The 25,835-nt window shown below is 40.8% G+C and carries 28 protein-coding genes, 2 tRNA genes and 2 pseudogenes; 15 read left to right on the top strand and 17 right to left on the bottom strand.

Annotation, left to right across the window (positions count from 1 at the left end; all coding sequences use genetic code 11):
• Positions 1–15 precede the first annotated feature (15 nt).
• From E0H89_RS13270 to E0H89_RS16930, 6 genes and pseudogenes are all read right to left on the bottom strand, one after another.
• Positions 16–537 carry a phosphatidylglycerophosphatase A family protein gene (locus E0H89_RS13270; RefSeq protein WP_131217756.1) on the bottom strand — a complete coding sequence of 174 codons (522 nt, stop codon included), beginning with the start codon at positions 535–537 and terminating at the stop codon, positions 16–18.
• Entirely contained in the window at positions 515–1,447 is a 933-nt protein-coding gene (gene thiL / locus E0H89_RS13265; RefSeq protein WP_131217755.1) for a thiamine-phosphate kinase, read from the bottom strand. Before thiL ends, E0H89_RS13270 begins: the two co-directional genes overlap by 23 nt.
• Positions 1,448–1,467: 20 nt before the next feature.
• Entirely contained in the window at positions 1,468–1,917 is a 450-nt protein-coding gene (nusB, locus tag E0H89_RS13260) for a transcription antitermination factor NusB (RefSeq protein WP_131217754.1), read from the bottom strand.
• Between the two features lie 4 nt (positions 1,918–1,921).
• Positions 1,922–2,392, bottom strand: a complete 471-nt coding sequence (ribH, locus tag E0H89_RS13255; protein ID WP_004649641.1) for a 6,7-dimethyl-8-ribityllumazine synthase — start codon at positions 2,390–2,392, stop codon at positions 1,922–1,924.
• A gap of 18 nt (positions 2,393–2,410) precedes the next feature.
• On the bottom strand, positions 2,411–3,526 hold the full coding sequence (gene ribBA / locus E0H89_RS13250) for a bifunctional 3,4-dihydroxy-2-butanone-4-phosphate synthase/GTP cyclohydrolase II (protein ID WP_131217753.1): 1,116 nt from the start codon (positions 3,524–3,526) through the stop codon (positions 2,411–2,413).
• Between the two features lie 629 nt (positions 3,527–4,155).
• A pseudogene (locus E0H89_RS16930) lies at positions 4,156–4,625 on the bottom strand (HipA domain-containing protein); the annotation flags it as partial.
• 236 nt (positions 4,626–4,861) lie between these two features.
• On the opposite strand from E0H89_RS16930, the gene acnA reads away from it, so the two are divergent.
• Positions 4,862–7,618, top strand: a complete 2,757-nt coding sequence (gene acnA / locus E0H89_RS13235) for an aconitate hydratase AcnA (protein ID WP_131217752.1) — start codon at positions 4,862–4,864, stop codon at positions 7,616–7,618.
• Positions 7,619–7,714: 96 nt separating this feature from the next.
• On the opposite strand, the pseudogene E0H89_RS16760 reads toward acnA, so the two are convergent.
• A pseudogene (locus tag E0H89_RS16760) lies at positions 7,715–8,200 on the bottom strand (transposase); the annotation flags it as partial.
• Between the two features lie 61 nt (positions 8,201–8,261).
• Complete coding sequence (locus E0H89_RS16865; protein ID WP_284702747.1) at positions 8,262–8,393, bottom strand: hypothetical protein; 132 nt, start codon at positions 8,391–8,393, stop codon at positions 8,262–8,264.
• A gap of 43 nt (positions 8,394–8,436) precedes the next feature.
• On the opposite strand from E0H89_RS16865, the gene E0H89_RS13225 reads away from it, so the two are divergent.
• The gene (locus tag E0H89_RS13225; protein WP_250697876.1) at positions 8,437–8,706 is read left to right on the top strand and encodes a helix-turn-helix domain-containing protein; all 270 of its coding nucleotides are present in this window, start codon (positions 8,437–8,439) and stop codon (positions 8,704–8,706) included.
• 233 nt (positions 8,707–8,939) lie between these two features.
• Here E0H89_RS13225 and E0H89_RS13220 read toward each other — a convergent pair.
• Both E0H89_RS13220 and E0H89_RS13215 read right to left on the bottom strand, forming a co-directional pair.
• Positions 8,940–9,015 (bottom strand) — tRNA-Gly (locus tag E0H89_RS13220).
• A gap of 41 nt (positions 9,016–9,056) precedes the next feature.
• Positions 9,057–9,129, bottom strand: a tRNA-Gly gene (locus E0H89_RS13215).
• 235 nt (positions 9,130–9,364) lie between these two features.
• On the opposite strand from E0H89_RS13215, the gene E0H89_RS13210 reads away from it, so the two are divergent.
• From E0H89_RS13210 to E0H89_RS13190, 5 genes are all read left to right on the top strand, one after another.
• Entirely contained in the window at positions 9,365–9,676 is a 312-nt protein-coding gene (locus E0H89_RS13210) for a BolA family protein (RefSeq protein WP_131217750.1), read from the top strand.
• Between the two features lie 13 nt (positions 9,677–9,689).
• Positions 9,690–10,082 carry a SirB2 family protein gene (locus E0H89_RS13205; protein WP_131217749.1) on the top strand — a complete coding sequence of 131 codons (393 nt, stop codon included), beginning with the start codon at positions 9,690–9,692 and terminating at the stop codon, positions 10,080–10,082.
• Between the two features lie 82 nt (positions 10,083–10,164).
• Positions 10,165–11,007 (top strand): ParA family protein, encoded by an 843-nt coding sequence (locus tag E0H89_RS13200; protein WP_131217748.1) that lies wholly within the window; start codon positions 10,165–10,167, stop codon positions 11,005–11,007.
• An 8-nt stretch (positions 11,008–11,015) separates the two neighbouring features.
• Positions 11,016–11,408 carry a hypothetical protein gene (locus E0H89_RS13195; protein ID WP_131217747.1) on the top strand — a complete coding sequence of 131 codons (393 nt, stop codon included), beginning with the start codon at positions 11,016–11,018 and terminating at the stop codon, positions 11,406–11,408.
• A 215-nt stretch (positions 11,409–11,623) separates the two neighbouring features.
• Positions 11,624–12,214 carry a LysE family translocator gene (locus E0H89_RS13190; RefSeq protein ID WP_131217746.1) on the top strand — a complete coding sequence of 197 codons (591 nt, stop codon included), beginning with the start codon at positions 11,624–11,626 and terminating at the stop codon, positions 12,212–12,214.
• A 26-nt stretch (positions 12,215–12,240) separates the two neighbouring features.
• On the opposite strand, the gene E0H89_RS13185 is transcribed toward E0H89_RS13190, so the two are convergent.
• Positions 12,241–12,873, bottom strand: a complete 633-nt coding sequence (locus E0H89_RS13185) for a DedA family protein (protein ID WP_131217745.1) — start codon at positions 12,871–12,873, stop codon at positions 12,241–12,243.
• A 192-nt stretch (positions 12,874–13,065) separates the two neighbouring features.
• Between E0H89_RS13185 and E0H89_RS13180 the strand changes: the two genes are divergently transcribed.
• From E0H89_RS13180 to E0H89_RS13165, 4 genes are all read left to right on the top strand, one after another.
• The gene (locus tag E0H89_RS13180; RefSeq protein WP_131217744.1) at positions 13,066–13,491 is read left to right on the top strand and encodes a DoxX family protein; all 426 of its coding nucleotides are present in this window, start codon (positions 13,066–13,068) and stop codon (positions 13,489–13,491) included.
• A 142-nt stretch (positions 13,492–13,633) separates the two neighbouring features.
• Positions 13,634–14,032, top strand: coding sequence for a NirD/YgiW/YdeI family stress tolerance protein (locus E0H89_RS13175; RefSeq protein WP_131217743.1), 399 nt, complete (start codon positions 13,634–13,636; stop codon positions 14,030–14,032).
• Between the two features lie 211 nt (positions 14,033–14,243).
• A complete protein-coding gene (gene guaA, locus E0H89_RS13170) occupies positions 14,244–15,812 on the top strand; it encodes a glutamine-hydrolyzing GMP synthase (RefSeq protein ID WP_131217742.1) in 1,569 nt (522 codons plus the stop codon).
• Positions 15,813–16,058: 246 nt separating this feature from the next.
• A complete protein-coding gene (locus E0H89_RS13165) occupies positions 16,059–16,940 on the top strand; it encodes a restriction endonuclease (protein WP_131217741.1) in 882 nt (293 codons plus the stop codon).
• A gap of 67 nt (positions 16,941–17,007) precedes the next feature.
• On the opposite strand, the gene E0H89_RS13160 is transcribed toward E0H89_RS13165, so the two are convergent.
• Positions 17,008–18,276 (bottom strand): GGDEF domain-containing protein, encoded by a 1,269-nt coding sequence (locus E0H89_RS13160; RefSeq protein ID WP_131217740.1) that lies wholly within the window; start codon positions 18,274–18,276, stop codon positions 17,008–17,010.
• 330 nt (positions 18,277–18,606) lie between these two features.
• Here E0H89_RS13160 and E0H89_RS13155 point away from each other — a divergent pair, with 330 nt between their 5' ends.
• The 3 genes from E0H89_RS13155 to E0H89_RS13145 all read left to right on the top strand — a co-directional run bounded on the left by E0H89_RS13155 (position 18,607) and on the right by E0H89_RS13145 (position 20,744).
• Positions 18,607–19,554, top strand: a complete 948-nt coding sequence (locus E0H89_RS13155) for a pirin family protein (RefSeq protein ID WP_131217739.1) — start codon at positions 18,607–18,609, stop codon at positions 19,552–19,554.
• A gap of 45 nt (positions 19,555–19,599) precedes the next feature.
• Positions 19,600–19,998 carry an OsmC family protein gene (locus E0H89_RS13150; protein WP_131217738.1) on the top strand — a complete coding sequence of 133 codons (399 nt, stop codon included), beginning with the start codon at positions 19,600–19,602 and terminating at the stop codon, positions 19,996–19,998.
• 98 nt (positions 19,999–20,096) lie between these two features.
• Positions 20,097–20,744: a glutathione S-transferase gene (locus E0H89_RS13145; RefSeq protein ID WP_131217737.1), complete on the top strand. Its 648-nt coding sequence runs from the start codon at positions 20,097–20,099 to the stop codon at positions 20,742–20,744.
• A 23-nt stretch (positions 20,745–20,767) separates the two neighbouring features.
• Here E0H89_RS13145 and phoR read toward each other — a convergent pair whose 3' ends face one another.
• The 3 genes from phoR to E0H89_RS13130 all read right to left on the bottom strand — a co-directional run bounded on the left by phoR (position 20,768) and on the right by E0H89_RS13130 (position 23,793).
• Positions 20,768–22,126 carry a phosphate regulon sensor histidine kinase PhoR gene (gene phoR / locus E0H89_RS13140; protein ID WP_131217736.1) on the bottom strand — a complete coding sequence of 453 codons (1,359 nt, stop codon included), beginning with the start codon at positions 22,124–22,126 and terminating at the stop codon, positions 20,768–20,770.
• 25 nt (positions 22,127–22,151) lie between these two features.
• A complete protein-coding gene (gene phoB, locus E0H89_RS13135; protein WP_131217735.1) occupies positions 22,152–22,862 on the bottom strand; it encodes a phosphate regulon transcriptional regulator PhoB in 711 nt (236 codons plus the stop codon).
• Positions 22,863–23,088: 226 nt separating this feature from the next.
• Complete coding sequence (locus E0H89_RS13130) at positions 23,089–23,793, bottom strand: TetR/AcrR family transcriptional regulator (RefSeq protein WP_131217734.1); 705 nt, start codon at positions 23,791–23,793, stop codon at positions 23,089–23,091.
• A gap of 234 nt (positions 23,794–24,027) precedes the next feature.
• Between E0H89_RS13130 and E0H89_RS13125 the strand changes: the two genes are divergently transcribed.
• Complete coding sequence (locus E0H89_RS13125; RefSeq protein ID WP_131217733.1) at positions 24,028–24,876, top strand: SDR family NAD(P)-dependent oxidoreductase; 849 nt, start codon at positions 24,028–24,030, stop codon at positions 24,874–24,876.
• A 493-nt stretch (positions 24,877–25,369) separates the two neighbouring features.
• On the opposite strand, the gene E0H89_RS16560 is transcribed toward E0H89_RS13125, so the two are convergent.
• Together E0H89_RS16560 and E0H89_RS16555 are read right to left on the bottom strand one after the other, a co-directional pair.
• Entirely contained in the window at positions 25,370–25,648 is a 279-nt protein-coding gene (locus E0H89_RS16560) for a hypothetical protein (RefSeq protein WP_205755860.1), read from the bottom strand.
• Between the two features lie 3 nt (positions 25,649–25,651).
• Positions 25,652–25,810: a hypothetical protein gene (locus E0H89_RS16555; RefSeq protein ID WP_205755858.1), complete on the bottom strand. Its 159-nt coding sequence runs from the start codon at positions 25,808–25,810 to the stop codon at positions 25,652–25,654.
• Positions 25,811–25,835: the final 25 nt, after the last annotated feature.

Genomic DNA, 25,835 nt, shown 5'->3' with positions numbered 1-25,835 from the left:
CCTACAATTTTTAGCTTAAGCCATCAGGAACGATAGATAAATGTAAATGCATAGTGCAGCCCAAATGCCGGCGATAATATCGTCAAACATAATGCCAAAGCCGCCACCGATTTGACGATCGATTACGCGAATAGGCCAAGGTTTCCATACATCAAACAAACGAAATAAGGCAAATCCAACCAGTACCCATAACCAGCTCATGTGCCCTAAAAAAATGAGGGGTAGAAAGGTAATGGACTGCCCGGCAAACTCATCCCAGACAATACGACCATCATCATGAACACCCATGACTTTGGCAGTTTGACCACAGATATATATGCCAATTAAGGACATGATGACAATGGCAAAAAGGCTATTTAAAAAACCCAGACTTAACCATGCAGGAATAAACAGCAATGCAAAAGCGGAACCGAATGTTCCGGGTGCTTTAGGGGCAAGTCCAGAGCCGAATCCCACACCACAAAACACGATGCAGCGGTTTGACCATGACATGTCTTTAAAGTTGATGCTGGGTTTATGCAAAGTGTTGGTATCCATAAAATTGCAGCGAATGATCTACGCCATTCTGCACAAAAGTTAAGCCTTTTTGTTGGGTGATTTGTCCAATCTTGGTAATGTTGACATCTAATTGTTGTTGCAAAATTTTTTCATAATTTTGCCGGCTTATTGTAAAGCATAATTCATAGTCATCGCCACCCGCGAGTGCGTATTGCCATTGCTTTTCTTGTTGTAGTTTTTTTAAAGCGGCATTAACCGGTAGTTGGTCTAAATCCAAAGTTGCACCGACATGTGATGCTTTAAGGATGTGCCCTAAGTCCTGGGCCAAGCCATCAGATACATCAATCATGCTTGATGCCAAGCCTTTTAACTGTTGACCGAGCTGACAACGTGGCGTTGGATAATCGAGACGTTGTTGTAGAGGGTGTCCCAAATGTTGCAAGGCGTACGCTGCATCGCCAACTGTTCCGCTTACGCAAACATAGTCACCCACTTGAGCACCGGAACGTGGTACGGCTTTGCCTGTTTCGATCCAGCCCAAGGCCGTGACAGAAATGGTCAAATGAGGACTTTGAGTGGTGTCACCACCAATTAAACGGACCCCAAATTGATCGCAACACTCATATAAACCCTGACTGAAGCCTTTCAGCCAATCATGATCAATTTGGGGTAAGCTCAATGCAAGAAGAATGCTATGTGGTTTGGCAGCCATTGCAGCAATATCAGATAAATTGACAGCAACAGATTTCCAGCCGATGGCATGTGCAGCGGTATTTAAAGGAAAATGTCGACCCGCAACCAAGGTGTCGGCACAGATGACCAGTTGTTGGTTGGGTGGGGGAGTAAGCAAGGCTGAGTCATCACCAATACCTAAATCGACAGAATTGACATCGGTAGATGTAACAGTCTGACGATTGAAATAGGTGTCAATAATCGAAAACTCAGCCATGCAACAAGTCTACTTAAAAATTAGTTGGCTTGTTGCTTTTCTGCTGCACGTAAGCTGGTGGCTAAACGGTCCAATACACCATTGATGTATTTATGGCTGTCTGCACCGCCAAAGTGTTTAGCAAGCTCAATTGATTCATCTAAAACGACGCGATAAGGAACTTCAAGATGGTCTTTCAGTTCATACGCGCCTAGACGTAAAGTCGCAAGTTCAACACCATCAAGTGCTGAAAGTTCGCGATCCAGTACTGGGATTAAGAGCGCATCCAATGCTTCATGATTGGCAACCACTTGAGTCAACAATTCATGATAATAGCTCAGATCCACTTTATGCATGGCATTTTCCACACGCGTACGTGCTTCAATTTCATGTACTGGATTGTGGCTCATCTGCCATTCATAAATTCCTTGTACAGCAAAGCGGCGTGCTTTACGTTTTGCTGCATAAGTTGCTTGAAGTGTTTGCGACATAGCGTTAAATAGCCTTTAACAAGTTAACCATTTCAATTGCAGTAAGGGCAGCTTCACCACCTTTATTACCTGCTTTTGTTCCAGAGCGTTCAATCGCTTGTTCAATACTATCCGTAGTCAATACACCGTTGATGACTGGCAAGCCAGTGTCGAGGCCAACAACGCCTAAACCTTTGGCACATTCACCCGCCACAAAGTCAAAGTGAGGCGTGCTACCACGAATCACGGCGCCAAGTGCAATGATCGCATCAAAACGATCTGAAGCGGCAAGTTTTTTTGCAACGACAGGAAGTTCCCAAGCGCCAGGTGCGTGAACAACAGTGATATTATCCTCTGATACACCATGACGTTTCAATGTATCAATTGCACCTTCTAGTAAATGTTCAACCACAAAGCTATTAAAGCGACCGACTAAAATCGCGTAACGGCCTTCGCTCGCGAGATGTAACATACCTTCAATACGGCGAACTGCCATAGCAACCTCGTTTATTTCTTAAGATGTTTGTTGTGCGGTGACGTATTCCACCACTTCTAAGTTAAAGCCTGAGAGCGCATTGAAACGTAATGGAGAGCTAAGCAGCTTCATTTTTTCAACGCCCAAATCACGTAAAATTTGTGCGCCAACCCCAATGGTTTGATATTGCTGTGAAAGGGCAGCATTGGATTTTGTTGGTTTCGGTGCAGTTAAGCTGTCCAGTGCAGGGCCTAAATCTTGTAGGTGGCGTTGACCAATCCAGACCAAGATCCCGCGATCACTATCGGCAATCGTTTTCAACGCTTTATCTAAATTCCAAGCGGGTTCGCCGTCTCGTTTATTCAGTTTAAGTAAGTCACGTGCCGGATTGAAGCCATGGACACGCACAGTGGTGACGCCTTCTTTGGGCTGACCTTTGACCAAAGCCAAATGAATATCTGGATTACCCAGTTCACGGTAACGGAACAATTCAAAGGTACCGTATTCGGTATCTAGCGTTTGTTGATCAATACGTTCAACTGTTTGCTCATTGGTCATACGATAGTGAATTAGGTCAGCAATCGTACCAATTTTCAAACCATGTTTTTCTGCGAAAACTTCAAGGTCTGGACGGCGTGCCATTGTGCCATCTTCATTAATAATTTCACAAATTACAGAAGCGGGTTCAAGACCTGCTAAACGAGACAAGTCACAACCGGCTTCAGTATGACCGGCACGGTGCAATACCCCACCTGGTTGAGCCATCAATGGAAAAATATGACCGGGTTGTACGATATCCGCCGGTTTTGCGTGTGCCGCAACCGCAGTTTGAATTGTATGTGCGCGTTCTGCAGGGGAAATACCTGTAGTAATGCCATTTGTGGCTTCAATTGAAAGTGTGAAATTGGTACCGTGTTGTGCGCCGTTAGCATCGACCATAAGAGGTAGATTTAACTGTTGGCAACGCTCCTTACTTAAAGTCAGGCAGACTAAACCACGTGCATGGGTGATCATAAAGTTGATGTCTTCCGGACGTACGTGTGTCGCCGCAATAACTAAATCACCTTCATTTTCACGATCTTCATCATCCATCAGGATGACCATTTTTCCTGCACGGATATCTGCTACGAGCTCTTCAACGGTATTGAGCGGCATCAATCTTCACCTTCTTTTTGTCTCAAATGACATTTTGCTTGCATTGATTGCTGCATAGTCTAACGTGTTTTGACGTCATTTGCCTATGCTTATTGATTTCCCTAAACTGTCCATTGTTATACACAGTCGTGGAATGCTTGAAAAGAGGGGGTATTTTAAAAGGGTAAGATTATGCCTAATCTTTAAGCGATTGAAATGCGTAAATGACGAAAAGCTTATGCAAAATGGGAATGATGGATTGCATTTTAAACTGTTACGGCATAAAAAAAAGCCCTATCTTTCGATAAGAGCTTTTTTGAATTTGGAGCGGAAAAAGAGACTCGAACAATCGCCCCCCAGTCTTGGCAAGAGTCACCAACATAAATTACATTAAATATATTAAAATTATATTAATTTAATTATATAAAACATATATTTATAGTTCTAAGATTTTGGGTTGTCATTTAAGGTAGGGTGGGGTAAGAAGAAGTTGGTCACTTTTAAAGTTGTTTATATTCAACAATAATTGCCAACATATATTTTTTAATATTTTTAATTTTTACTGATTGATAAAAAATTAGTTTTGAGTACTGAATTTCGCCAGTAGAAGTAATCAAAATATTGATGAATGATCGGTATTTATTTTTTAGTTAAAAAGCCAATTTATTTTCAATCCGGCTTTGGATCATCGGGAGGGTTTCTGATCGAATCTGCTCAGGTAATCTTTCTTGAGTGATTTTATTGAATCGGCTTGCAACCTCACAAATCGAGCTAATAATTTCATCGACTTCTTTAACAGAAAGATCTGCTTCCTGAGAACCTAGTTTGACCATGGCTTGTTGAGTAATATCCAGCGCCTCACCCATAATATCCATTTGGGCCTTCGCAGAAAGTAATAGCGTAGGCAGGGGCGAGTTTCCATTGCCCATTTTGGGACATCAGAAATAAAAAGCTTTTTACAATGATCATCTCGATTATTAAAACCACATTGAAGACTGCTTGCTTGAATGCAATTACTTTTTCGCGAATATTATTGGTACAAAAGTGTGCAACGCGAAGAAAAGTTACTGTAGTTTAAAGTTCTGGATGATTTAAACTCAGCCACAGTAAAGGCGGCTAAATGAAATGTACCGGTTGATAAGGTAGATTGGTAATGAAGTGCTTTATTAGCTGATTAGATCCTATTAGATTAAAGAAATCTAATTAGACTTTACAATCTAGCAGCCCTGCATTTTAACTGCCTAGCGCAATCCAATAATAAATAATAACAAACCCGCCGCGCAGTTGGCATACAGTAAGTAAAGAAGTGGTTAACTGTGATCATAAAAATAACATCTCAAGCCGGAGGGAAACTAGATGGCTAAGTATAGTGATATCAATAGTTTTAATACCTTAGAAACATTAACCGTCGGTTCAGAACACTATCAGATTTTCAACCTGTCCAAATTGCAAGTGCAGTTGGGCGACCTGTCCCGGCTGCCAAAATCTTTAAAAGTCTTGCTGGAAAATTTACTGCGTTTTGAAGATCAGCTCACGGTGAAAACCGAGCATATTCATGCCTTGGCAGAGTGGCTAAATAACCGAACCTCAGAACAGGAAATCCAGTATCGTCCGGCACGGGTGCTAATGCAGGATTTTACCGGTGTTCCCGCAGTGGTTGATCTTGCCGCGATGCGTGCAGCGGTGGCCAAAGCCGGCGGTGATCCGGAAAAAATTAATCCGCTGTCACCGGTGGATTTAGTCATCGATCACTCGGTAATGGTCGATTACTTTGCCAGCCCGCAAGCTTTTGAGCAGAATGTCGCAATTGAGATGCAACGCAATGGCGAGCGCTACCAGTTTTTGCGTTGGGGACAGGCGGCATTTAATCAGTTTCGCGTGGTACCGCCAGGAACCGGGATTTGCCATCAGGTCAATCTGGAACATCTGGCACAAGTAGTCTGGAGCAATGAGGTCGATGGGCAGCGTTTTGCCTTTCCTGATACCTTGGTCGGTACCGATTCACATACCACCATGATCAATGGCTTAGGCGTGTTAGGTTGGGGGGTGGGCGGCATCGAAGCGGAAGCGGCCATGCTGGGCCAACCGATCTCCATGCTGATTCCGGAAGTGATCGGCTTTAAGCTCATCGGTAAACTCAAAGAAGGTATTACAGCAACTGATCTGGTGCTGACCATTACCCAGATGCTGCGTCAAAAAGGTGTAGTTGGAAAATTTGTCGAATTTTATGGCGATGGTCTGGCCGATTTACCATTGGCTGACCGTGCCACTATTGCCAATATGGCACCCGAGTATGGCGCTACCTGTGGCTTTTTCCCGATTGATGAGGTGACTCTTTCCTATTTACGTTTAACTGGACGTCAGCCCGAAAGAATTGCCTTGGTAGAGGCCTATAGCAAGTTGCAAGGATTGTGGCGCAATCCGGGGGATGAACCAGTCTTTACAGACACTCTGGCTTTAGATATGTCAACGGTAGAAGCCAGTCTGGCGGGTCCGAAACGTCCGCAGGATCGTGTGCTATTGTCGCAAGTACCAAAAACCTTTGATGCCTTCATGGAACTGACGTTGAAACCGGTCAAAGAGGAAAAAGAGCGTCTGGAAAATGAAGGGGGGGGAGGCATGGCTGTTGAAGCGAAACAAGCCAATCTGCCCCATGAAAGTGCTTTTTGTGTCATTGATGATAAAAAATATCCGTTGCAGCATGGCGATGTGGTGATTTCAGCCATTACCTCCTGTACCAATACCTCGAATCCCAGTGTCATGTTGGCAGCAGGACTATTAGCCCAAAAAGCACTCGAAAAAGGTTTGCAGCGGAAACCTTGGGTGAAAAGTTCACTGGCTCCAGGTTCCAAGGTAGTCACCGATTATCTCAATGCAGCAGGGTTGATGCCTTATTTGAATCGGCTGGGTTATAACCTGGTTGGTTATGGCTGTACCACCTGTATTGGTAATTCGGGACCTTTGCCTGAAGCGATTGAAGAAGCTGTGCAATGTTTCGATTTGAATGTAGCCTCAGTGCTCTCCGGAAACCGTAACTTTGAAGGACGGGTGCATCCATTGGTGAAAACCAACTGGCTAGCGTCTCCACCCTTGGTTGTTGCCTATGGTTTGGTCGGGAATATTCGAACTGATCTCACTACTGAGCCGATAGGTGAGGGCTTTGATGGCCAAGCGGTTTATTTAAAAGATATCTGGCCGACACAGGTGGAAATCGATGCCGCACTGCAGAACGTGAATACCGAGATGTTCCATAAAGAATATGCGGAAGTGTTTGAAGGCGATGCCAAGTGGAAAGCGATCCAGATTCCACAAAGTCAAACCTATGCTTGGGATGAACAATCGACCTATATCCGACATCCACCCTTCTTTGCAGAAATTGATCAGCCGGTGCGACCAGTTCAGCAGATCAAACAGGCACGGATTTTGGCTGTATTGGGCGATTCAGTCACGACGGACCATATTTCCCCTGCAGGCAATATCAAAAAAGATAGTCCTGCCGGACGATATTTGCAGCAACAGGGGGTTGATGCAAAAGACTTTAACTCTTATGGCTCCCGCCGTGGCAACCATGAGGTGATGATGCGAGGCACCTTTGCCAATATCCGCATCAAAAATGAAATGCTAGGTGGGGAGGAAGGTGGCAATACCCTGCATATTCCAAGTGCAGAAAAACTCTCGATTTATGATGCGGCAATGCGCTATCAGGCAGAACAAACCCCGCTAGTGATTATTGCCGGGAAAGAATATGGCACCGGTTCTTCACGTGACTGGGCGGCCAAAGGCACCAACCTATTGGGAGTGAAAGCGGTGATTGCTGAAAGTTTTGAGCGGATTCACCGTTCCAATCTGGTTGGCATGGGGGTGTTACCTTTACAGTTTGTAGAGGGTCAGAACCGGCAGATATTGAACCTAACCGGACATGAAACACTGTCAATTTTAGGCTTGTCGGACGATATTCATCCGCATCAAATGCTGCAAGTTGATGTGCAAGATAGCGATGGTACGTGTAGCCATTTTCGAGTGTTGTGCCGCATTGATACCTTGAATGAGGTGGAATACTTTAAGGCCGGTGGTATCTTGCACTATGTCTTGCGCAATTTGCTCGCTTCCTAAATTTAATGAAAAAAGCCCGACACCTGCCGGGTTTTTTGTGTCTGTAAAGACAAGATGGCTGCGGAGAAAATCAGTAAAATAGCGCCAAGTAAATTGCCCATAAATTTCTTGAGTTTCTAGCTGCACTAATTTAACGAGGATTGATTTTTGATTAAATTGTATAGCTCGACGGCTCAATCCGTTACGCAACCAATCATAGAAACCTGAAACAGAAACACTCAATTGACGAACCAAGAAACTAATCGGGAAAGAAGATTTATACTTTTTCATTAGTGCGTACTTCACTGACTTTCTTTGGCGAAGTACGCTGCCGCTTTTTTTAAGAATTCTCGCTCCATTTCAGCAATTTTAAGCAGATTCTTCATTTTTTTGTTTTCTTCTAATAGGGGCAATAAGATTTGGATTATCTTGTTTTGTCCCTGCTAGCCTTCCGGTTTTTGCCTTGTTGAACCAATTTGAAAGTGTCTGCATTGAGATGCCAAGTTTACGTGCGGTAGCACTGACATTGTCATCTTTCTGTTTAATCAATTTAATGACTTCAGCTTTGAATTGATCGTTATAAATCTTTTGTTTTTTGCTCATATAAACTCCTCATGAATATGGTTGTTTACCAAGTTCAAGCCTACGTTTTTATCAGCACACATTAACCACCAAAAGGACGGATGTAGTGAACACCTTCATTAAAGATACTGTCTTTAAGTTGGTTGCAAATAGTACGGGCGTCATACTGAATTTTTTCAGCCAGTTGTTGGGCGGCAAGGTAGGTAGATGTCATAATTGTATTTTTGCAAGAATTCATTGGATTGGTAGAATTTTTATTGGTTATTTGCAAATTACCAATTTTATTGGCAGAAAGAAAAATGCGGGTTACTGATTTAATTTGTGGTACTGGAATTAATAAAACGACTTTGCATAAACTTTATAATGGAGAGTTGACCCGAATCGACTTAAATACACTTGATCGTATTTGTGAGCATTTAGATATTCAAGTCGGAGATTTATTTTTTTTGATAAAATTATTAATAATCATGGTGTTGGATAGTTATTTGGTCATAAAAAAATGGCCATGGTCACAATTTTTTGCTTAAAATAGACTTTAAGAAAGCGAAATGACATGACTGGATATTTTGTAAATAGTTTAAGAAAATTTAATGTAATTTAAGATCATTTATAAAAGTTGGGCACGATTGGGTCACAAAGCTAAATTATATTGCGATGAGAAATAATAAAGCTACCTGAGATATATTGAATGAAATATATAAAATATACTTAAAAATCAATATAAAAAAGCCCCTATCTTCTGATAAGGGCTTTTTGAATTTGGAGCGGAAAAAGAGACTCGAACTCTCGACCCCAACCTTGGCAAGGTTATGCTCTACCAACTGAGCTATTTCCGCAAATTGAGCAGTTTTATAAAAAACTTACACTTAAAAATTTGAGCGGGAAAGGAGACTCGAACTCCCGACCCCAACCTTGGCAAGGTTATGCTCTACCAACTGAGCTATTCCCGCATGCCGTGTATAATACAGTATGCAAAAACAGGGTCAATAACTTTGTGAAAAAACTTGTATCAATTGCATAAAATAAAACCATTTTCCAGGCTTTTGATGATTTTGTAAGCAAAAATAATCTAAATCAGAATGATCACTCATTAAAACTGTTGAATGATTTAGCGGGTTTAGGGTAAAGATTGAAGCGGAACAGGCTATAATCAACCCAGCGCTTAAGTAATTTGGGAATATGATTATGACTTTAGAACAACAACTGATTCAACGCCTTCAGGATTTATCTCCGACACATTTAGAAGTGGTAAATGAATCGTCAGGTCATGGCGGTTATTTTCCCGGTAAAGAATCGCATTTTAAAGTGATTGTGGTCAGTGATATTTTTCAGGGTTTACGTTTAGTGCAACGTCATCAAAAAATTTATGCTGCTGCAGGTGATTTACTGAGTCCAAGCCGTATTCATGCACTGGCAATCCACGCTTTTGTTCCGTCGGAATGGGAAGGACAAGCCACGCCGAGTCCTGACTGTGCCCATGCACCCAAATCTGAATAAGGGATATTGAACAATGGACATGCAGTTGACAGTTAAAATTATACATATGAGCATTGTGGCATTGCTGATTGGTGTGGTGAGTGCTCGGGCTTTTACTCTGTTTGTCGGGGTTCAAGGGAATCAGCCTAATCCTGTAGCACGGAAACTCTTGGTGGCACTTCAACATTTGTCGATGACCTTAATTATATTGACTGGTGTAACCTCTTTAGTAATTAAAAATTTTGAAGTGCAACCATGGTTCTATGCCAAGGTGGTTTTATTCTTGGTTTTGTTTTCATCTTTAATCAAAGCGTATAAAAAAGATGACAGTATTTTATTGGCACAACGTCGCGCAGGCTTAGCCATTGCTGTAATAGCACTGATTGGAATTATTGGTCTAGTTATTATTAAGCCAAATTTCGGTTAATTGTTAGACATAATTGTTTTTGAAGCAAAGCGGGTAGGTTAAACTGTAAGTAATACATAAATATAAAGCATAGAGGGCTGCAATGCGGACACGTGTGGTTTTTAATCAAAAAGGTGGGGTAGGCAAGTCAAGTATTGCCGTAAATTTAGCGGCAATCAGTGCATATCAAGGTTTTAAAACTTTGCTGATTGATCTCGATCCACAAGCCAATTCCAGTCAATATTTGTTGGGAGATGATGCGACTTACTCGGTTGATAAACCTGCATTAGAGCCGAATGTTGAAAATTATTTTGAAGAAGTTCTGGGCAACACCCAGAGTAAGGGACTTTTAAGCAATGCGATTGGTTCAATTTTAAAGAATCGTTCCAAAGGCCTGGAAAGCTATGTTCATCAATCACCCTTTAAGAATTTGGATGTGATTCCTGCCAGTCCGACCTTGGGTGCACTGGCACATGCTTTAGAATCGAAACATAAAATTTATAAATTGCGTGATGCCTTGCAACAGTTGGCTGGGCAATATGACCGGGTTTATATTGATACGCCACCCGCGTTCAACTTCTTTACTTTATCTGCACTGATTGCCGCAGAGCGAGTACTGATTCCTTTTGATTGTGATGTTTTCTCGAAACGTGCTTTAAAAACCCTGATTGAAAATGTCATCGAAACCCAAGATGATCATAATGACCGTCTGGAAATTGAAGGCATTGTAGTGAATCAGTTTCAAGCTCAGGCAAAATTGCCACGTGAAGTGGTACAACAACTCAAAGATGAAGGTTTGCCTGTTTTGGAAAGTATGTTACCACCGTCCATTTTAATGAAAGAATCACATCTTAAAAATCAGCCTTTAATTCATTTGGCTACTGATCATAAATTGACGCAAGCCTATCAATCATTGTTCAATGAAATTGAGCAAAACAAGATTTGAGGTTTTCCATGAAAACAATATATTTAACCCTGTTACTAGGTAGTACGCTTGTATTAGCTGCATGTGCGACCACGGTCAAACCGACTTATGTATCACCAACGCAGTATCAGGCATTGAACTGTCAACAATTACAAAGTGAATATAACCGCATTCAGCAATATGTCGACAATGGTGTACAAACACCGAAGCGCACTGGTGTAGGCGTTGGTGTCGGTGTTGGCGGTGGTTGGGGCAGTCGTGGTGGCTGGGGTATTGGCCCAAGTGTTTCAGTCAATATGGGACAGTCTTCAAATACCAAAAAAACTGAATTATCACGTCTGTTAGGCGAACAGGAAGCTGTGGTTCAGGCGGCTCAATTCAAAAATTGTCCGATTATTATTCGTAATAAAGTACAAAAATGATTTGAATAATCACTCTGTTGTGTGGATTAAAGATACAGCAGAGTGATAAAATTTTAGCAAAATGTTTCAAGAAAATAATTTTAATATCAAATACTTGGTTTTTTGAGAATGAAATTTAAACGTATAAGGTTATGATTTTCTGATCGAAATACTTGTTACTTTTTGTGACTTTCGTATAAGGTGTGCCACTCTTCTAGTGGTGATATCAGGTCTTTATGATTGAGAGTTGGCTTTTTGTGTTGGCAATGATTGCGGTTCTGATGATCCCAGGTCCCACTAACGCATTACTTGCAAGCTCTGCACATCAACAAGGCATTGCCAAGACCAGTTTATTTATTCCAGCAGAGTTGCTCGGATATTTTTATGCGATTAATTTATGGGCATTGCTGATTCATTTATGTAGTCCAGTCTGGCCTAACTTTATTCACATTGTGCATTTTTTTAGTGCTCTTTATGTGGTTTGGATGGCTTTCCATCTATGGAAAGCTTCAGATTTAGAAAAGCATAATCAACGTCATCCTTCTATCCGGCCTCGACAACTGTTCTTTTCCACCTTTAAAAATCCTAAAGCCTTATTGTTTGCCACGGGCATTTTACCGATTGAAACCTGGAATAATCCAACCAATTTTGTCTTGGTGTTTGCATCATTCAGTTTGGTGCTATTGCCTACAGTGATGTTCTGGATGTCGTTTGGAAGTGCAATTTTGGCAGGCCAATCCAAGCAAATAAAAGCCGATCTTTTATATAAAGGATCGGCCATGTTATTGCTGGTGTGTATGTTACCTGTGGTGATTCGTTTCTTTTAAGTTTTAGCGCTGTCTTCACAGGTCCATTAATGTGCCTTTTTCAGCTTTTGACGCATAAAACCAATAATGCCGGGCAATACACTAATAATAATGATGCCAAAAATCAGATGAGTGAAATTGTCTTTGACAATCGGCATATTACCAAATAAATAGCCCAAAGTAATAAATGAACCCACCCAGCAGAACGCGCCAATCAGGTTGTAGGTCAGAAAAAATTTGTAATTCATGCTGCCGGCACCTGCGACAAAGGGAGCAAAGGTACGGGCAAAAGGCACAAAACGTGCAAAAATAATGGTTTTACCGCCATGTTTTTCGAAAAATTTTTGCGTATAGGTTAAATGCTGTTTGTTAATGAAACGTGACTCCATTTCAAAAACACGTGGTCCGATATATTTACCAATATGATAATTTAGCGTGTCACCTAATACGGCAGCAATAAACAGCAGAATCATCAAAATAACAGGATCCATTGCTCCAGTTGACGCCGCTAATGCACCTGCAGCAAATAATAAGCTATCACCCGGTAGAAATGGCATAACCACCAAACCGGTTTCCACAAAAATAATGAGGAAAAGAATGGCATAAATCCAGACGCCATAATTAGTGATAAATTCGAGCAGATGGGTATCAACATGTAATATAAAATCAATCAGTTCCATGGGGTCACAGACAGCGAAAATGTGCTGAAATCCTAGCAGTCTAAGGGGGGAAAGTCAGTATAAAAAAGTAAATAAATTCCGGTTTTATCATTCTATATTTGCAACGATGTATCTACAAATTGCTGCTTTATTCAGCAATAAAATCAGCCTAGTATGAATTCATCATTAAAAAAATATCGAATAGGTGGCCTCATGTTCAATCCGAATGTTGTGGTAAAAAATCTGGTTCAAGGCTCACAAAGCGATGCTTTTATTAGCCTGATCGCACGTGTGCTTATGGCTTATATTTTTATTATGGCAGGATGGGGAAAAATCACAGCTTATAATGCCACGGTGGGTTATATGGAATCGATGGGTGTACCCGGGATGATGTTACCTTTAACCATTTTGGTTGAGTTTGGTGGTGGCTTGGCTTTGTTATTTGGTTTTCAGGCACGTTTGGCCGCATTGGGTCTAGCTGGATTTAGTTTAATCACTGCTTTTCTGTTCCATGGTGGGGCTGAGGATGCAATTAACTTTATGAAAAACATGGCTATGACTGGCGGACTATTGTTCCTGATGCTGCATGGTGCAGGAAAATTCAGTATGGATAATATGCTTGAGAAACCCTCAGTGTAATTGAGCAAATAGCAGGATCATATCAGTGCCGTTATTTCATTTTTGTAATTACATAAATGCTGCGTACCATACATAAAACCTGCGTACAGATAACCCGAACTTTGTTTCAATAATGGTTGAAGCTGCAATAGTGGAGTCAATCATGAACAAAATGTTATTGGCACTGTTTGTTACGGGTTCAATGCTTTCTACAGCATCTGCATGGGCAGGTAAAAGTGATCAGGTGATCATGAGTGAAGCTGCTCAAAACATGGTGACTGTTGCAGAAGCAAAACAACTCCCTGATGAAACTGCGGTAACGCTTTCTGGCATAATTGTTAGAAAAACACATGAGGATCATTTTGAACTGAAAGATAGCTCGGGTGAAATTAGTATAGAAGTGGATGCTGACTTATGGAAACCGATGGGATTGAAAGCAGGCGATAAAGTTAAGGTGATTGGTGAAGTGGATACTCATATGGGACAGCCGACGGATATTGATGTGGTTAAAATTGGAAAAATGACCAATCAATCGGATAAATGGATGTGGTACAACCAGTAGTGAAATCAAAACTTGTCGTCATCAACAGATCAATATAAATGCAGTTAAAATAAAAAATGCAAAATAGAAAAGCACTCGAAAAGGGTGCTTTTTTATGATCGAAATATAATGCAATCAATTGAATGCAGGCCTTGTGCGAATAGTGTGCTTAATGCGACGAAAAATGATAGAATGCAGCGCTTATTTCGTTTGCCTTACATAGTTGTTCGTCATGACTACCAATACTCAAATCACTGAAGACCGCATCCTGATCTTGGACTTCGGTTCTCAATACAGTCAGCTTATTGCACGTCGTGTACGTGAAGCTGGTGTATATTCTGAAATGTATGCCTATGACATGTCTGAAGAAGACATTCGCGCATTTAATCCAAACGGTATCATCTTGTCTGGTGGTCCTGAAAGTGTTCATGAAGAAGGTAGTCCACGCGCACCTGAAGTTGTATTTAACTTGGGTATACCTGTATTGGGTATTTGCTATGGCTTACAAACCATGTCTGAACAACTTGGCGGTAAAGTAGAGCCAGGTACAGTGCATGAATTTGGTTATGCTGCAGTTGACGTTTTAGTCCGTGACCAACTTCTAGGCGATTTAAACGATGGTGAAAACAAACTGAATGTTTGGATGAGCCATGGCGATAAAGTAAGTGCAATTCCAGAAGGTTTTTCTGTGACTGCCAGCACACCTAGCTGTCCATTTGCAGCAGTAAGCGATGAAAAACGTCGTTTCTACGGTGTCCAGTTTCACCCAGAAGTAACCCATACTGCCAAAGGCGCAGAGTTATTATCTAATTTTGTCCATAGCATTTGCGGATGTCGTAATCTCTGGAACTCTGAAAATATTATTGACCTGCGTGTTGAACAATTGCGTGCTCAAATCGGCGACCAAAAAGTATTGCTGGGTCTTTCAGGTGGCGTAGATTCATCTGTAGTAGCTGCACTTTTACACCGTGCGATTGGCGACCAATTGACTTGCGTATTTGTAGACAACGGTTTGCTTCGTTTAAACGAAGGCGAGCAAGTGATGGACATGTTTGCGAAAAACATGGGTATCCGTGTAATTCGTGCTGACGCTGAAGAACGTTTCTTAACTGCACTTGCAGGTGAAGTTGATCCTGAGAAAAAACGTAAAATCATTGGTCGTGAATTTATTGAAGTCTTCGCTGAAGAAGCACGTGGTTTAGATGGCGTGAACTTCCTTGCTCAAGGTACGATTTACCCTGACGTGATCGAATCTGCTGCGACTAAAAACGGTAAAGCACACGTGATTAAATCACACCACAACGTGGGCGGTTTACCGGAAGATTTAGCTTTTGAATTGGTTGAGCCAATTCGTGACTTGTTTAAAGATGAAGTACGTCGTTTAGGCACCACTTTAGGTTTGCCACACGAGATGCTTTATCGCCATCCATTCCCGGGTCCAGGTTTGGGCGTGCGTATTTTGGGTGAAGTGAAAAAAGAATATGCTGACATCCTTCGTTTAGCGGATGACATTTTCATGCAAGAACTTCGTGCCAGCGGTTGGTATGACAAGACGGCTCAAGCATTCGCTGTATTCCAACCGGTTAAATCTGTTGGGGTAGTGGGTGATGGCCGTCGTTATGCATGGGTGATTGCACTTCGTGCGGTTGAAACGGTTGACTTCATGACAGCACGTTTCGCTCATCTTCCATATGAACTGGTTGATAAGATTTCGACTCGTATTATGAACGAAATTAAAGATGTTTCACGTGTTGTATATGACGTGTCATCTAAGCCACCAGCAACGATTGAATGGGAGTAAAACTGGCAAGCAGCACTGCTGCTTGCCAGTTTTAGGCCAAAGGCTGTGCCTGCGGCAGTGAAGGATTTCGGATATCACTGCTGCTTGCCAGTTTTACGCCATGAGCAAAATTCAAAGGGTTGCTTTGAATTTTGTGCAAGATGCTCGCGGCAGTGTTTAAATAAATAGACACCTATTAAGAAAGGACGCTTTAGCGTCCTTTCTTATTTTATACCGAATAAAAATAATACTTTAATGAGTATAAGAATGCCTTTACCGACCTATGATCAACTCATGTTGCCATTGATGAAAATTTTAGCTGAACAAAATAGGCCAATAAAAATTTCAGATATAGTCGATTTATTAGCAGCGAGTTCTAATCTATCAGATGAAGAGTTAGGTCAATCACTCCCAAGTGGTAAAAATATATTTAAAGATCGAGTCTCGTGGGCAAAAACATATTTGGTAAAAGCAGGTCTAGTACAACAGCCTAAAAGAGCATTTTGTGAGATCAGTGATTTAGGTAAGACAATTGATTTAAATGGCTTGAACTCGATTACGAATGATTTTTTATCTCAGTTTGACAGTTTCAAGGATTTTAAATTTAGTAGATCAAATAAAGTTGAGATAGAAAATAGCCTAGTTAGTAATGACGAAGGACATCAAAAAAAATACCAAGAAACGCAAACACCTGAAGAAACGATTCAAAATACAATCAATCTTTTAACATTAAATTTAAAAAATGATTTACTTAAATTTATAAAAGAGAACTCTCCATCTTTTTTTGAAAGATTGGTTGTCGATTTACTCGTTGCAATGGGATATGGCGGATCACATCAAGATGCAGCTCAAGCAATTGGTAAAACCAACGATGGCGGTATCGATGGTGTGATTAGTGAAGATCGTCTAGGTTTGGATAAAATATATATTCAAGCCAAGCGTTGGGAAAATACTGTTGGGCGTCCGGATATTCAACAATTCAAAGGTACTTTGGCGGATCAAGTAGCGAAGAAAGGTGTATTTATAACGACATCAAATTTTAGTAAAGAAGCGAATGAATCAGCTAAAAAATCTGGAATTGTATTAATTGATGGCGATAAACTCACGTCACTCATGATCGAATTTAAACTGGGTGTTCAAGTTGAGTGAAGTTTTCATATCTATAAAATCGACCAAGACCGTTTTGATGAAGAAACTTTTTAGTGATTTATTTTAATTATTCACACGTATAAATAGCGACTTGATTACGTCCATTTTTCTTGGCTTGGTACAGGGCAATATCGGCATTTTTAATCAGTAAATTCAGATCATTTTGATTGGGTTGTAGTTGGGATACCCCAATCGAGACACTAAAATTGAAAAAGAACTTATCTTTAATACAGATTTGATGATTTTCAATGGTGCGGCATAAGCGATTCGCAATCGCGACAGCATCCTCCAGTGTAGTATTTGGCAGTAATGCAATAAATTCCTCTCCGCCAAAACGTGCTAATACATCGGTGTGTCGCATTTCCTTACGAGCAATTTCAGCAAGTATTCGAAGGACTTCATCCCCTATATCATGTCCATAAGTGTCATTAATGTTTTTGAAAAAGTCGATATCGAGCATCAATAAACAGGCTAAATTATATTTTGGCCATTTCTGAATGGCTTGTTCAGCAACCTGCAAAAACTGTCGACGATTATTGAGTTGTGTTAACTCATCTGTATGCGCCAGTTCAGTTAGGGCATAGTAGTTCCAATCATTTAATAGAACCCGCAAAAAATTGCGTTTTGAATTTAAAGTATTATTCCAGCTGATATACATGCTGAGTAATAAAATAGGGGCGTAGATGAACGAAAATAAAACAGTTTCCTCCAAGCTGATCAGTTGAAATACGCCATGAAAAATGACCGCACTAATCAGCAAAGAAGTAAAGATTGAATTTCGAAAGGAGACTTGTACACATAAATTGCCCAATAAAATAAAAATTACGGCAGCATATATATAGGTGGTCACAAGTGCACTATGTGACAAAACCAGAAGACCTAGCCACAGTGCTGCTGCTGCTGCGACGGATAGGGGAAGCAAGCTATCTAGAATTTTAATATTTTTGCAGTAACGGAAGGCAAGCCAGTTGATTAAGATGGCACAGAGTACAAGAATGAGCCGTGAAATACCTGAAAATATACCAATTTCAGGTATGAGCAACCAGTCTACAAAGAAATAACTTAAAAATGTAATCTGACCAATAAAATTGACGCATTTTAAAAATTGTCGTTGGTGTTTATTTTGATAGTCCAAGTAATATTGTTGAAATTGATCTGGAATGCGTGTGGTTGGATCTTGTAATTCCTGTTCTATCACTTTTCGATTTTCAATCGTACACAGTTGCTTAGGTAGAATATAAGCAGTTTCATAATTTGAATTTTTAGCCTCATTTATCCCAATCTGATGAGGATTTTTATTATTGTTATAAGAATTTTTTTGATCTCCGCTCAACATGAAGATACCCCTTTCTGTGTGGGATTCATAGAGCAAGAATAATAGGGAGGGGAATAGACTTTGTATATAACTTAAACAATCAATAAAGCAGACAATTGTGACAAAATTTTATTTATGTATAAAATTCATATGAATAGGAGATAAATAGTGACGTATATAAAAAGTGAAGGGATTGTTTTATGAAGGAAAATTTCAAAACTCATATTGTCCTATACATAGTATTCAGCGTATTAACTTAGCTATAGGCTGAATCCGTAACAGTCTATATGATCATAACAATAGATTCAGGCCATTAAAAAACGGTTAGGCCGTACGATTCAGGATACAAATATGACCAATAGCAACTATACAGAGCTTTCCGATTCAGATGATTGTGAAAAATATGTAAATCAATTTATTCAGGAATTTCCTTTACGTAGCGCGGAAATTGGTCAGGGAACCGTGATTAAACGCGCTTTGCCAAGTCGCCATAAACGCTTAATTGCGGCATGGTGTTTCTTGGATCACGCCGGTCCCGTGACGTTTCCGCAAGGTGATGGACTGGATGTTGGCCCTCATCCACATATCGGTTTGCAGACCTTCACCTGGATGATTGAAGGCACCATGATGCATACTGACAGTCTGGGTACAAAACAGTTGATTCGCCCAAAGCAGGTCAATTTAATGACTGCAGGTTATGGTATTTCACATACTGAAGTTACACCGGAGACGGAAACCCATATGCATGCTGCACAGCTTTGGATTGCGTTGCCGGATGATAAAATAAATATGGCACCCTGCTTTGACCATTATCCAGAACTCCCTGTGGTTGAAAAAGATCAGGTTGAATTTACTGTATTGGTGGGTGAGTTTTTAAAAACCAGATCGCCGGTAGCCGTGCATACAGAATTACTCGGGGTAGATTTAACCGCAAAAGAATCGACCACCACCCGAATTAAGCTCAATCCAAAATTTGAATACGGTTTCATGGCTTTAGATGGGGCTGCTGTCGTAAATGGTCATGAACTGACTGAAGACAATATGGTCGTTCTGGAGCCCGGGATTACTGAAATTGAAATCCAGCTGCATAAGGGTAGTCGTATTTTGTTGTTGGGTGGTGAACCTTTTGAGTCGCCAATACTTTTGTGGTGGAACTTTGTCGGCCGTACTCAGGAAGAACTTTGCAAGGCACGTGACCACTGGATTGAACAACATGAACGCTTTGGTAATATTCCTGATTATCCAGGACCACGCTTGGAAGCACCTACATTCCCAGATAAAATGCGTGCCTCTAGATAAAGATAAAATTTTAAATAAAGATAACATTTAGGAATCATGATTCTTATGGCCATTATTGCAAATGCTGAAGTACATCGCTTGGCTGAACCTTGGTCAGGCGAGATCAGGACGGGTACACACTCATTGATGACCGATAAACCTGAATCTTTTGGGGGGCAAGATAAAGGTCCTGCACCCTATGATTTTATTTGTTCAGGCTTGGTTTCTTGTACTATGATTACGCTGCGAATGTATGCCAGTCATAAAGGCATAGAGCTGGGCGAATTTTCTGTTGAAGCCGATTTTAATGCCAATAAAGAAGGCAAAGAGTGGATTGAACGCCGTTTGTCTTTTGCACAGCCCTTATCGGATGAGCTAAAGCAAAAAATTTTAGACATTAGCAGTAAGACACCAGTGACCAAAACATTGTTACGTAGCCTAGAGATTCATACGGTACTTGTCTAAGTTGATATACAGATAAAAATGACATTTTGTGTAAAGCAGGATGTCATTTTTTTAGGGCTATGCGTATAGTCAAAGCAGAAAAAATAGAGAGCAAAATAATGATTACATTGCACCACTTAGATCAATCGCGTTCTTTTCGAATTTTATGGGCCTTAGAAGAACTGGCCCTCAATTATCAGGTCAAGTTTTATAAGCGCTTACCCACTTTTGCTGCGCCGCCTGAGTTAAAACTGGTTCATCCTTTAGCCAAAGCGCCGGTATTGACCGATGCTGATCAAACCATTGCCGAATCTGCGGTGATTTTACAATATCTGCAAGAAACCTATGATCAGCAGCAGAAATTTAAACAGCAGAATAAAAAAGATCAGCAGCAATATCGCTATTGGATGCATTATGCGGAAGGTTCACTCATGCCTTTATTGGTGATGCAGTTGGTGATGAGCAATGTACCAAAACATGTACCCTGGCTGGTGAAACCGGTTGCAAAAAAAATTACTGGAGGAGTGAAAGCCGGATTCATTCAGCCGCGTTTAAAAGATCATATTAACTATTTGGAAGACTATTTGGCTAAGCATGAATATGTGGCAGGCGAATTTTCTTTTGCCGATATTCAGATGGGTTTTCCACTTGAAGCCCTGCAGTCACGAACATCAGGGTCTTATCCTTATATCGCGGCTTATGTAAAACGTTTGGCGGAACGTCCGGCTTATCAGCGAGCAAAGTTTAAAGAACAGAACTTGGCTTGAGTTGAATTAGATATGCTGTACCTCTAGCTCATGTGATAGAGGCGTTCTTTAGGAAAGATTACTTTAAAGGTCGAACCTTGATTTTCTTTCGATTCAATTTCTAAATATGCGCCGTGTTGCATCAGTACATGTTTCACAATCGCCAGTCCTAAACCGGTTCCGCCAGTTTGACGGCTACGTGCACTATCGACACGGTAGAAACGCTCGGTTAAACGCGGCAGATGTTTCGGGTCAATCCCGATCCCGGTGTCCTCAACCGTAAAGATGCCGTGTTCACCGTCATCATGCCAGCCCATGGTAACAGTTCCGCCTTTAGGGGTGTATTTAATGGCATTGGTAATCAGGTTGCTGAAGGCACTGGCAAGTTCGGTATCTGAACCAATCAGGTCGCAATGACTGTCGATATCCAGATTCAGCGTGTGATGGTAGTCAACGTTGTAGGCTTGAGCATCATCAAACAGTTGGTTCATCAGACTTGGCATTTCAATAATCTGGTTTTTGGCAATTTGCTTGCTACTTTCTAAACGTGAGAGTAACAGCAAGTCATTGACCAAGGCATTCATGCGCTTGGTTTGTGCCTGCATCTGGTCAAAAGCACGTTTCCAGCGCGGATTTAAATCTTCCTGGTCGGTAAAGGTTTCAATATAACCACTGAGTACGGTTAGGGGAGTACGTAATTCATGCGAAATATTATCGACAAAGTCTTTACGCATTTGTTCTAGGTTATGCATGCGGGTGACATCATAAGCCACCAATAGACGACTTTCGCCCCCAAAACGGGTCATTTTGACTTGGACATAATGATCTTCAAAGGCGGAAGATTTCATTTTTAAGCCATCAGGTGCCTCGTCAATATGGTTGAAATATTCAATAAAATTTGGCTGACGCAGCAAGGTTAAAATATTACGACCACGATCTAAAGGTTGAATGCCGAGCAACTTTTCCGCTGCCGGATTCCACCATTCAATCTGGTGTAATTCATCAATTAAAACCACAGCTTCGGCTAATGCAACCAAGGACGATTGAGCGCGATCAATTAAGCCGACCATTTCTGCCTGGACAATACGTTCGTGACGCTGTGCGCGATAAACATTAAACAGCAAGGCACCCCAAATCCCCCCCAAATTGGGTGGGACATCGTAAGGGCGATTAGAAATCCATTCATTCACCAAATACAGTGAACGGAGTTGCAAAGCAAAAAACATCGCGAAAGCGATAAAAATAAAAATCCAGAAATACCCAATCCCGATACCCATTAAACCTGCTATCAGCAGTAAAAAGGCGAGTAAACGTAAGTCTTGCTTGGCAAAAGTCCATAAACTGCTGTAACGGAATCGTTTATGGTCTCGTGCAAGTTCTGGGACAGGGTAGGGTTCATACATAAAACACAATTTACCTAAAAAACGACTAACCTAAAGCGACATCTGTGCGGGTAGAAAAACGATAACCTGTGCCACGAACGGTTTGTATGTAGCGATCTACCCCAAAAGGTTCCAGCACTTTACGTAAACGGCGAATATGCACATCAATAGTACGGTCTTCAATATATACGTTACCACCCCAAACCTGGTCAAGCAATTGAGCACGGGTATAGGCACGTTCTGGATGGGTCATGAAGAAGGCCAATAGACGGTATTCCGTAGGTCCCATCTCTAAAATACTGTCTCCATAACTGACACGCTGGCTGACTGGATCAAGGATCAGGCCATTGGCATCAATGGTTTTTTCGCCACTTAATGCATTGGCACGACGTAACACCGCTTTAATGCGTGAAACCAGTTCCCGAGTCGAGAAAGGTTTGGTCATATAGTCGTCTGCACCTGCATCGAGACCTTGTACTTTATGGTCTTCTTCACCGCGCGCAGTCAACATAATCACTGGAATTTCATTTAAGCTTTCATCGCGTTTCAAGCGACGGCAGAGGTCAACTCCGCTGATACCACCTGGTAACATCCAATCTAATAAAATAAGCGCAGGGCGTTGATCCACGATCATTTGGTGGGCTTGTTTAGCATCTTCTGCCTGTAAGCATTGAAAGCCTGCCATGTCTAAAGATGTATGAATCATCTCTCGAATGGGGAGTTCGTCATCGACGATTAATATATAGTCATCTTTCACAACGCAATATCCTATTTGATGTTAACGGTGAACCGTTTTGTATTTATGACAGGCTTATTACAAAGATTAATTATGACAGTATCATTGCAGAAAAGGGCTATATGCCAATTTTAGCAAAGAAATGTGACAATTTTTATGCGAAAAAAATAAACAATTTAAAATAAATCAGTCATATAAATTTAACTATTTCAATAGATTGTGATGATTTTTAACCTAAATTTTAAGATCAACTTTGTTTTTTCACTATTTTTTCTTTTTCTGAAAAAGTATCGAGTAAAGATAGAAAAACAAGACTGCAAGACGATAAAACATCTTGCATCGATTGTTTGAAGCCACTGACTACCCAGCGAATCGCAATTTGTGTGACATATCCATTTAGCCCGGTTGCGACTAAAGAAATTTCACGTTCAGAACGGTTAATGTGCGGCATCATCAACATGACAAAAGCATGAATCATGCGGTCAAAACGCAACATGGTTTCATGAATGGTGGCTTGATTATGCAGCTCTTGAACCAGCATGGCATCAATATAAATAATCCGTGCCATACCTGGATTGTCTTTTAAAGTGGTGAGTAAAGCGGTTAAGCCAGATTCAATCATTTTTCGCGGATCGGTCGATGCCTGCATGATGGCTTGCATGACATTGTGCTGCAATTGATCGATCAGTTTTAAGAAGATGGTTTGAAAAAGCTCATCACTTTTCTTAAAAGATTCATAGAAATAGCGTTCAGTCAATTTGGCTTCATTACAAATATCTTTTACCGTCACCGCAAAAAAACCATGCGTGCCATAAGCCTCAATACCCGCTTCAATCAGCTTTTCACGACGTGCCTGTTTACGCTCAGTTAAAGACAGGCCTTTAAATTGGCGTTCTTTGGTTTTTGAGGGTTTATTTTGTTTTTCTTCAAGATTTTCGTGTTGTTCAGTCATAAATGTCGTGTGCCGAATTAAATCCAGGTTTTGCCCTATGTTAACAATAATTTAATCGTAGACCTATGCTCGAAATGGACAGATGCTGTCTGATCTTGCGATTGATTCCATATTATATTGACAATGATGATTGTCAAAATTATATTAGAGGGATGAACTGCACATCATCCCTACAGAAAAAGAATCGAAATGTTTAGATAGGTGGCGCAGAAAAAAATTGAATAAGGATGTGTAATGAAGAATTTTAAAAATAAAGTTGCTGCGATTACCGGTGCCGGTTCAGGTATTGGTCAGCAATTGGCTGTACTTTTGGCCAAGCAAGGTTGTCATTTGTCTTTAAGTGATGTGAATGAACAAGGCTTGGCACAAACTGCTGAATTGGTAAAACAAAGTCATGTGCGCGTAACCACCAAAAAGCTTGATGTGGCTGACCGTGATGCTATGAAAGAATGGGCTGCAGATACCGTGCAGGATCATGGTTCAGTAAATATGATTTTTAACAATGCCGGAGTTGCCCTAGGTTCAACTGTTGAAGGGGCAAGTTATGAAGAACTGGAATGGATTGTAAACATTAACTTCTGGGGCGTAGTCTACGGTACCAAAGAGTTTTTACCTTTAATCAAGAAATCGGGTGAAGGCCATGTCATCAATATTTCCAGTCTGTTTGGTTTAACGGCTCAACCGACCCAGTCTGCGTATAATGCCACCAAGTTTGCAGTACGTGGTTTTACTGAATCCTTACGTCAGGAACTGGATATGGAAAACTGTGGAGTGAGTGCGCTATGTGTTCACCCAGGCGGTATTCGTACCAATATTGCCAATGCAGCAAAAATGAATGACAGTATTCGAAGCCTAGGCATGCATCCTGAAAGATCAGCAAAATCTTTTAATAAATTATTGCGCTGTCCTCCTGAAGAAGCAGCGCGTCAAATTATTGAGGCTGTGCAAAAAGACAAGCGTCGTTTATTGATTGGTAATGATGCTAAAGCTGTTGATTTGATGCAGCGTATTTTGCCGACCGGGTATCAGCGTGTTATTGCATTGGCCACAAAATTAGGCAATAGGAACAAGAAATCGGCTTAAAACATAGATATTAAAACCCGCAAATAGCGGGTTTCTTTATGCCTTAAATACCCAAAACTGGCTAAAACAGGATTGAAATCAAAAAGAACTTATATCTAGAAATAAGACATAAGAAATAAGAAATAAGAAATAAGAAATAAGAAACTAACAGAATTTAAATAAGTAAGGGTTTAAATATCAGTACTTAAATTACGTTAAAATCAAATTTTTTAATAATAGAAAAAATAAGTTAGATCAAAAAAATCTTATAGAGTGGGCATGCATTTTGCGAAACAGCAAAGACGAAAATATGAAAAATAGCCCACTGCCTAGATGCAATTTACATAATTTAAAAGCAATACCGCAACGCTTAAGCATGGTCAACATGATTTCAGTTCAGTTCAGTTCAGTTCAGTTCAGTTCAGTTCAGTTCCTGATTTGTATGCCCATTTGTGGTTAGAGATGCTATCCCTAACAGAAATAGATTTAAAAAATCCCTGTTGGATGATCTGGATTATTGATCATGTGAATTATCCGAAGTTTGTTTCAGTAAATAAAAAAAGACTAAAGAGCAAACCAGCCGCATAGTGTAGAAGAAAGCATCCACTTCCTCGCAATCTCCAAATTTTTGTGTCACTTCAATAAAATCATCCGCACGTTCGCAACGGACTTTTGCGTCCGGATGCGCAGTAAACCCAAAGCTGCGTGCCGTATCTGCGGAAAGGGTAGTCACCACATTTCGTGTCACATGACCTTTACTGATATGGTCTAAAGAGGCATATTTAGGTACCAAACGCTAGGATTCTTCATAGGTGGTTGAGGCCGCGGCAATAAAACCAATGTATTTGGTGACTGCTGAAATGGCCGCAAATAATGTTACCGGTTTGAAACCCACCACTTTGTCGCTATAACCCATCCTTTGCTTGTTTTTAGAAGCACTATGGCTGCTATTCACCGATAAGCCATCGGCAAGAAAACAG

The organism is Acinetobacter sp. ANC 3781 (assembly GCF_004331285.1).
Lineage (GTDB): Bacteria > Pseudomonadota > Gammaproteobacteria > Pseudomonadales > Moraxellaceae > Acinetobacter.
Note: the sequence above shows the minus strand (reverse complement) of the source record. Positions and strands in the feature narration are given on the sequence as shown.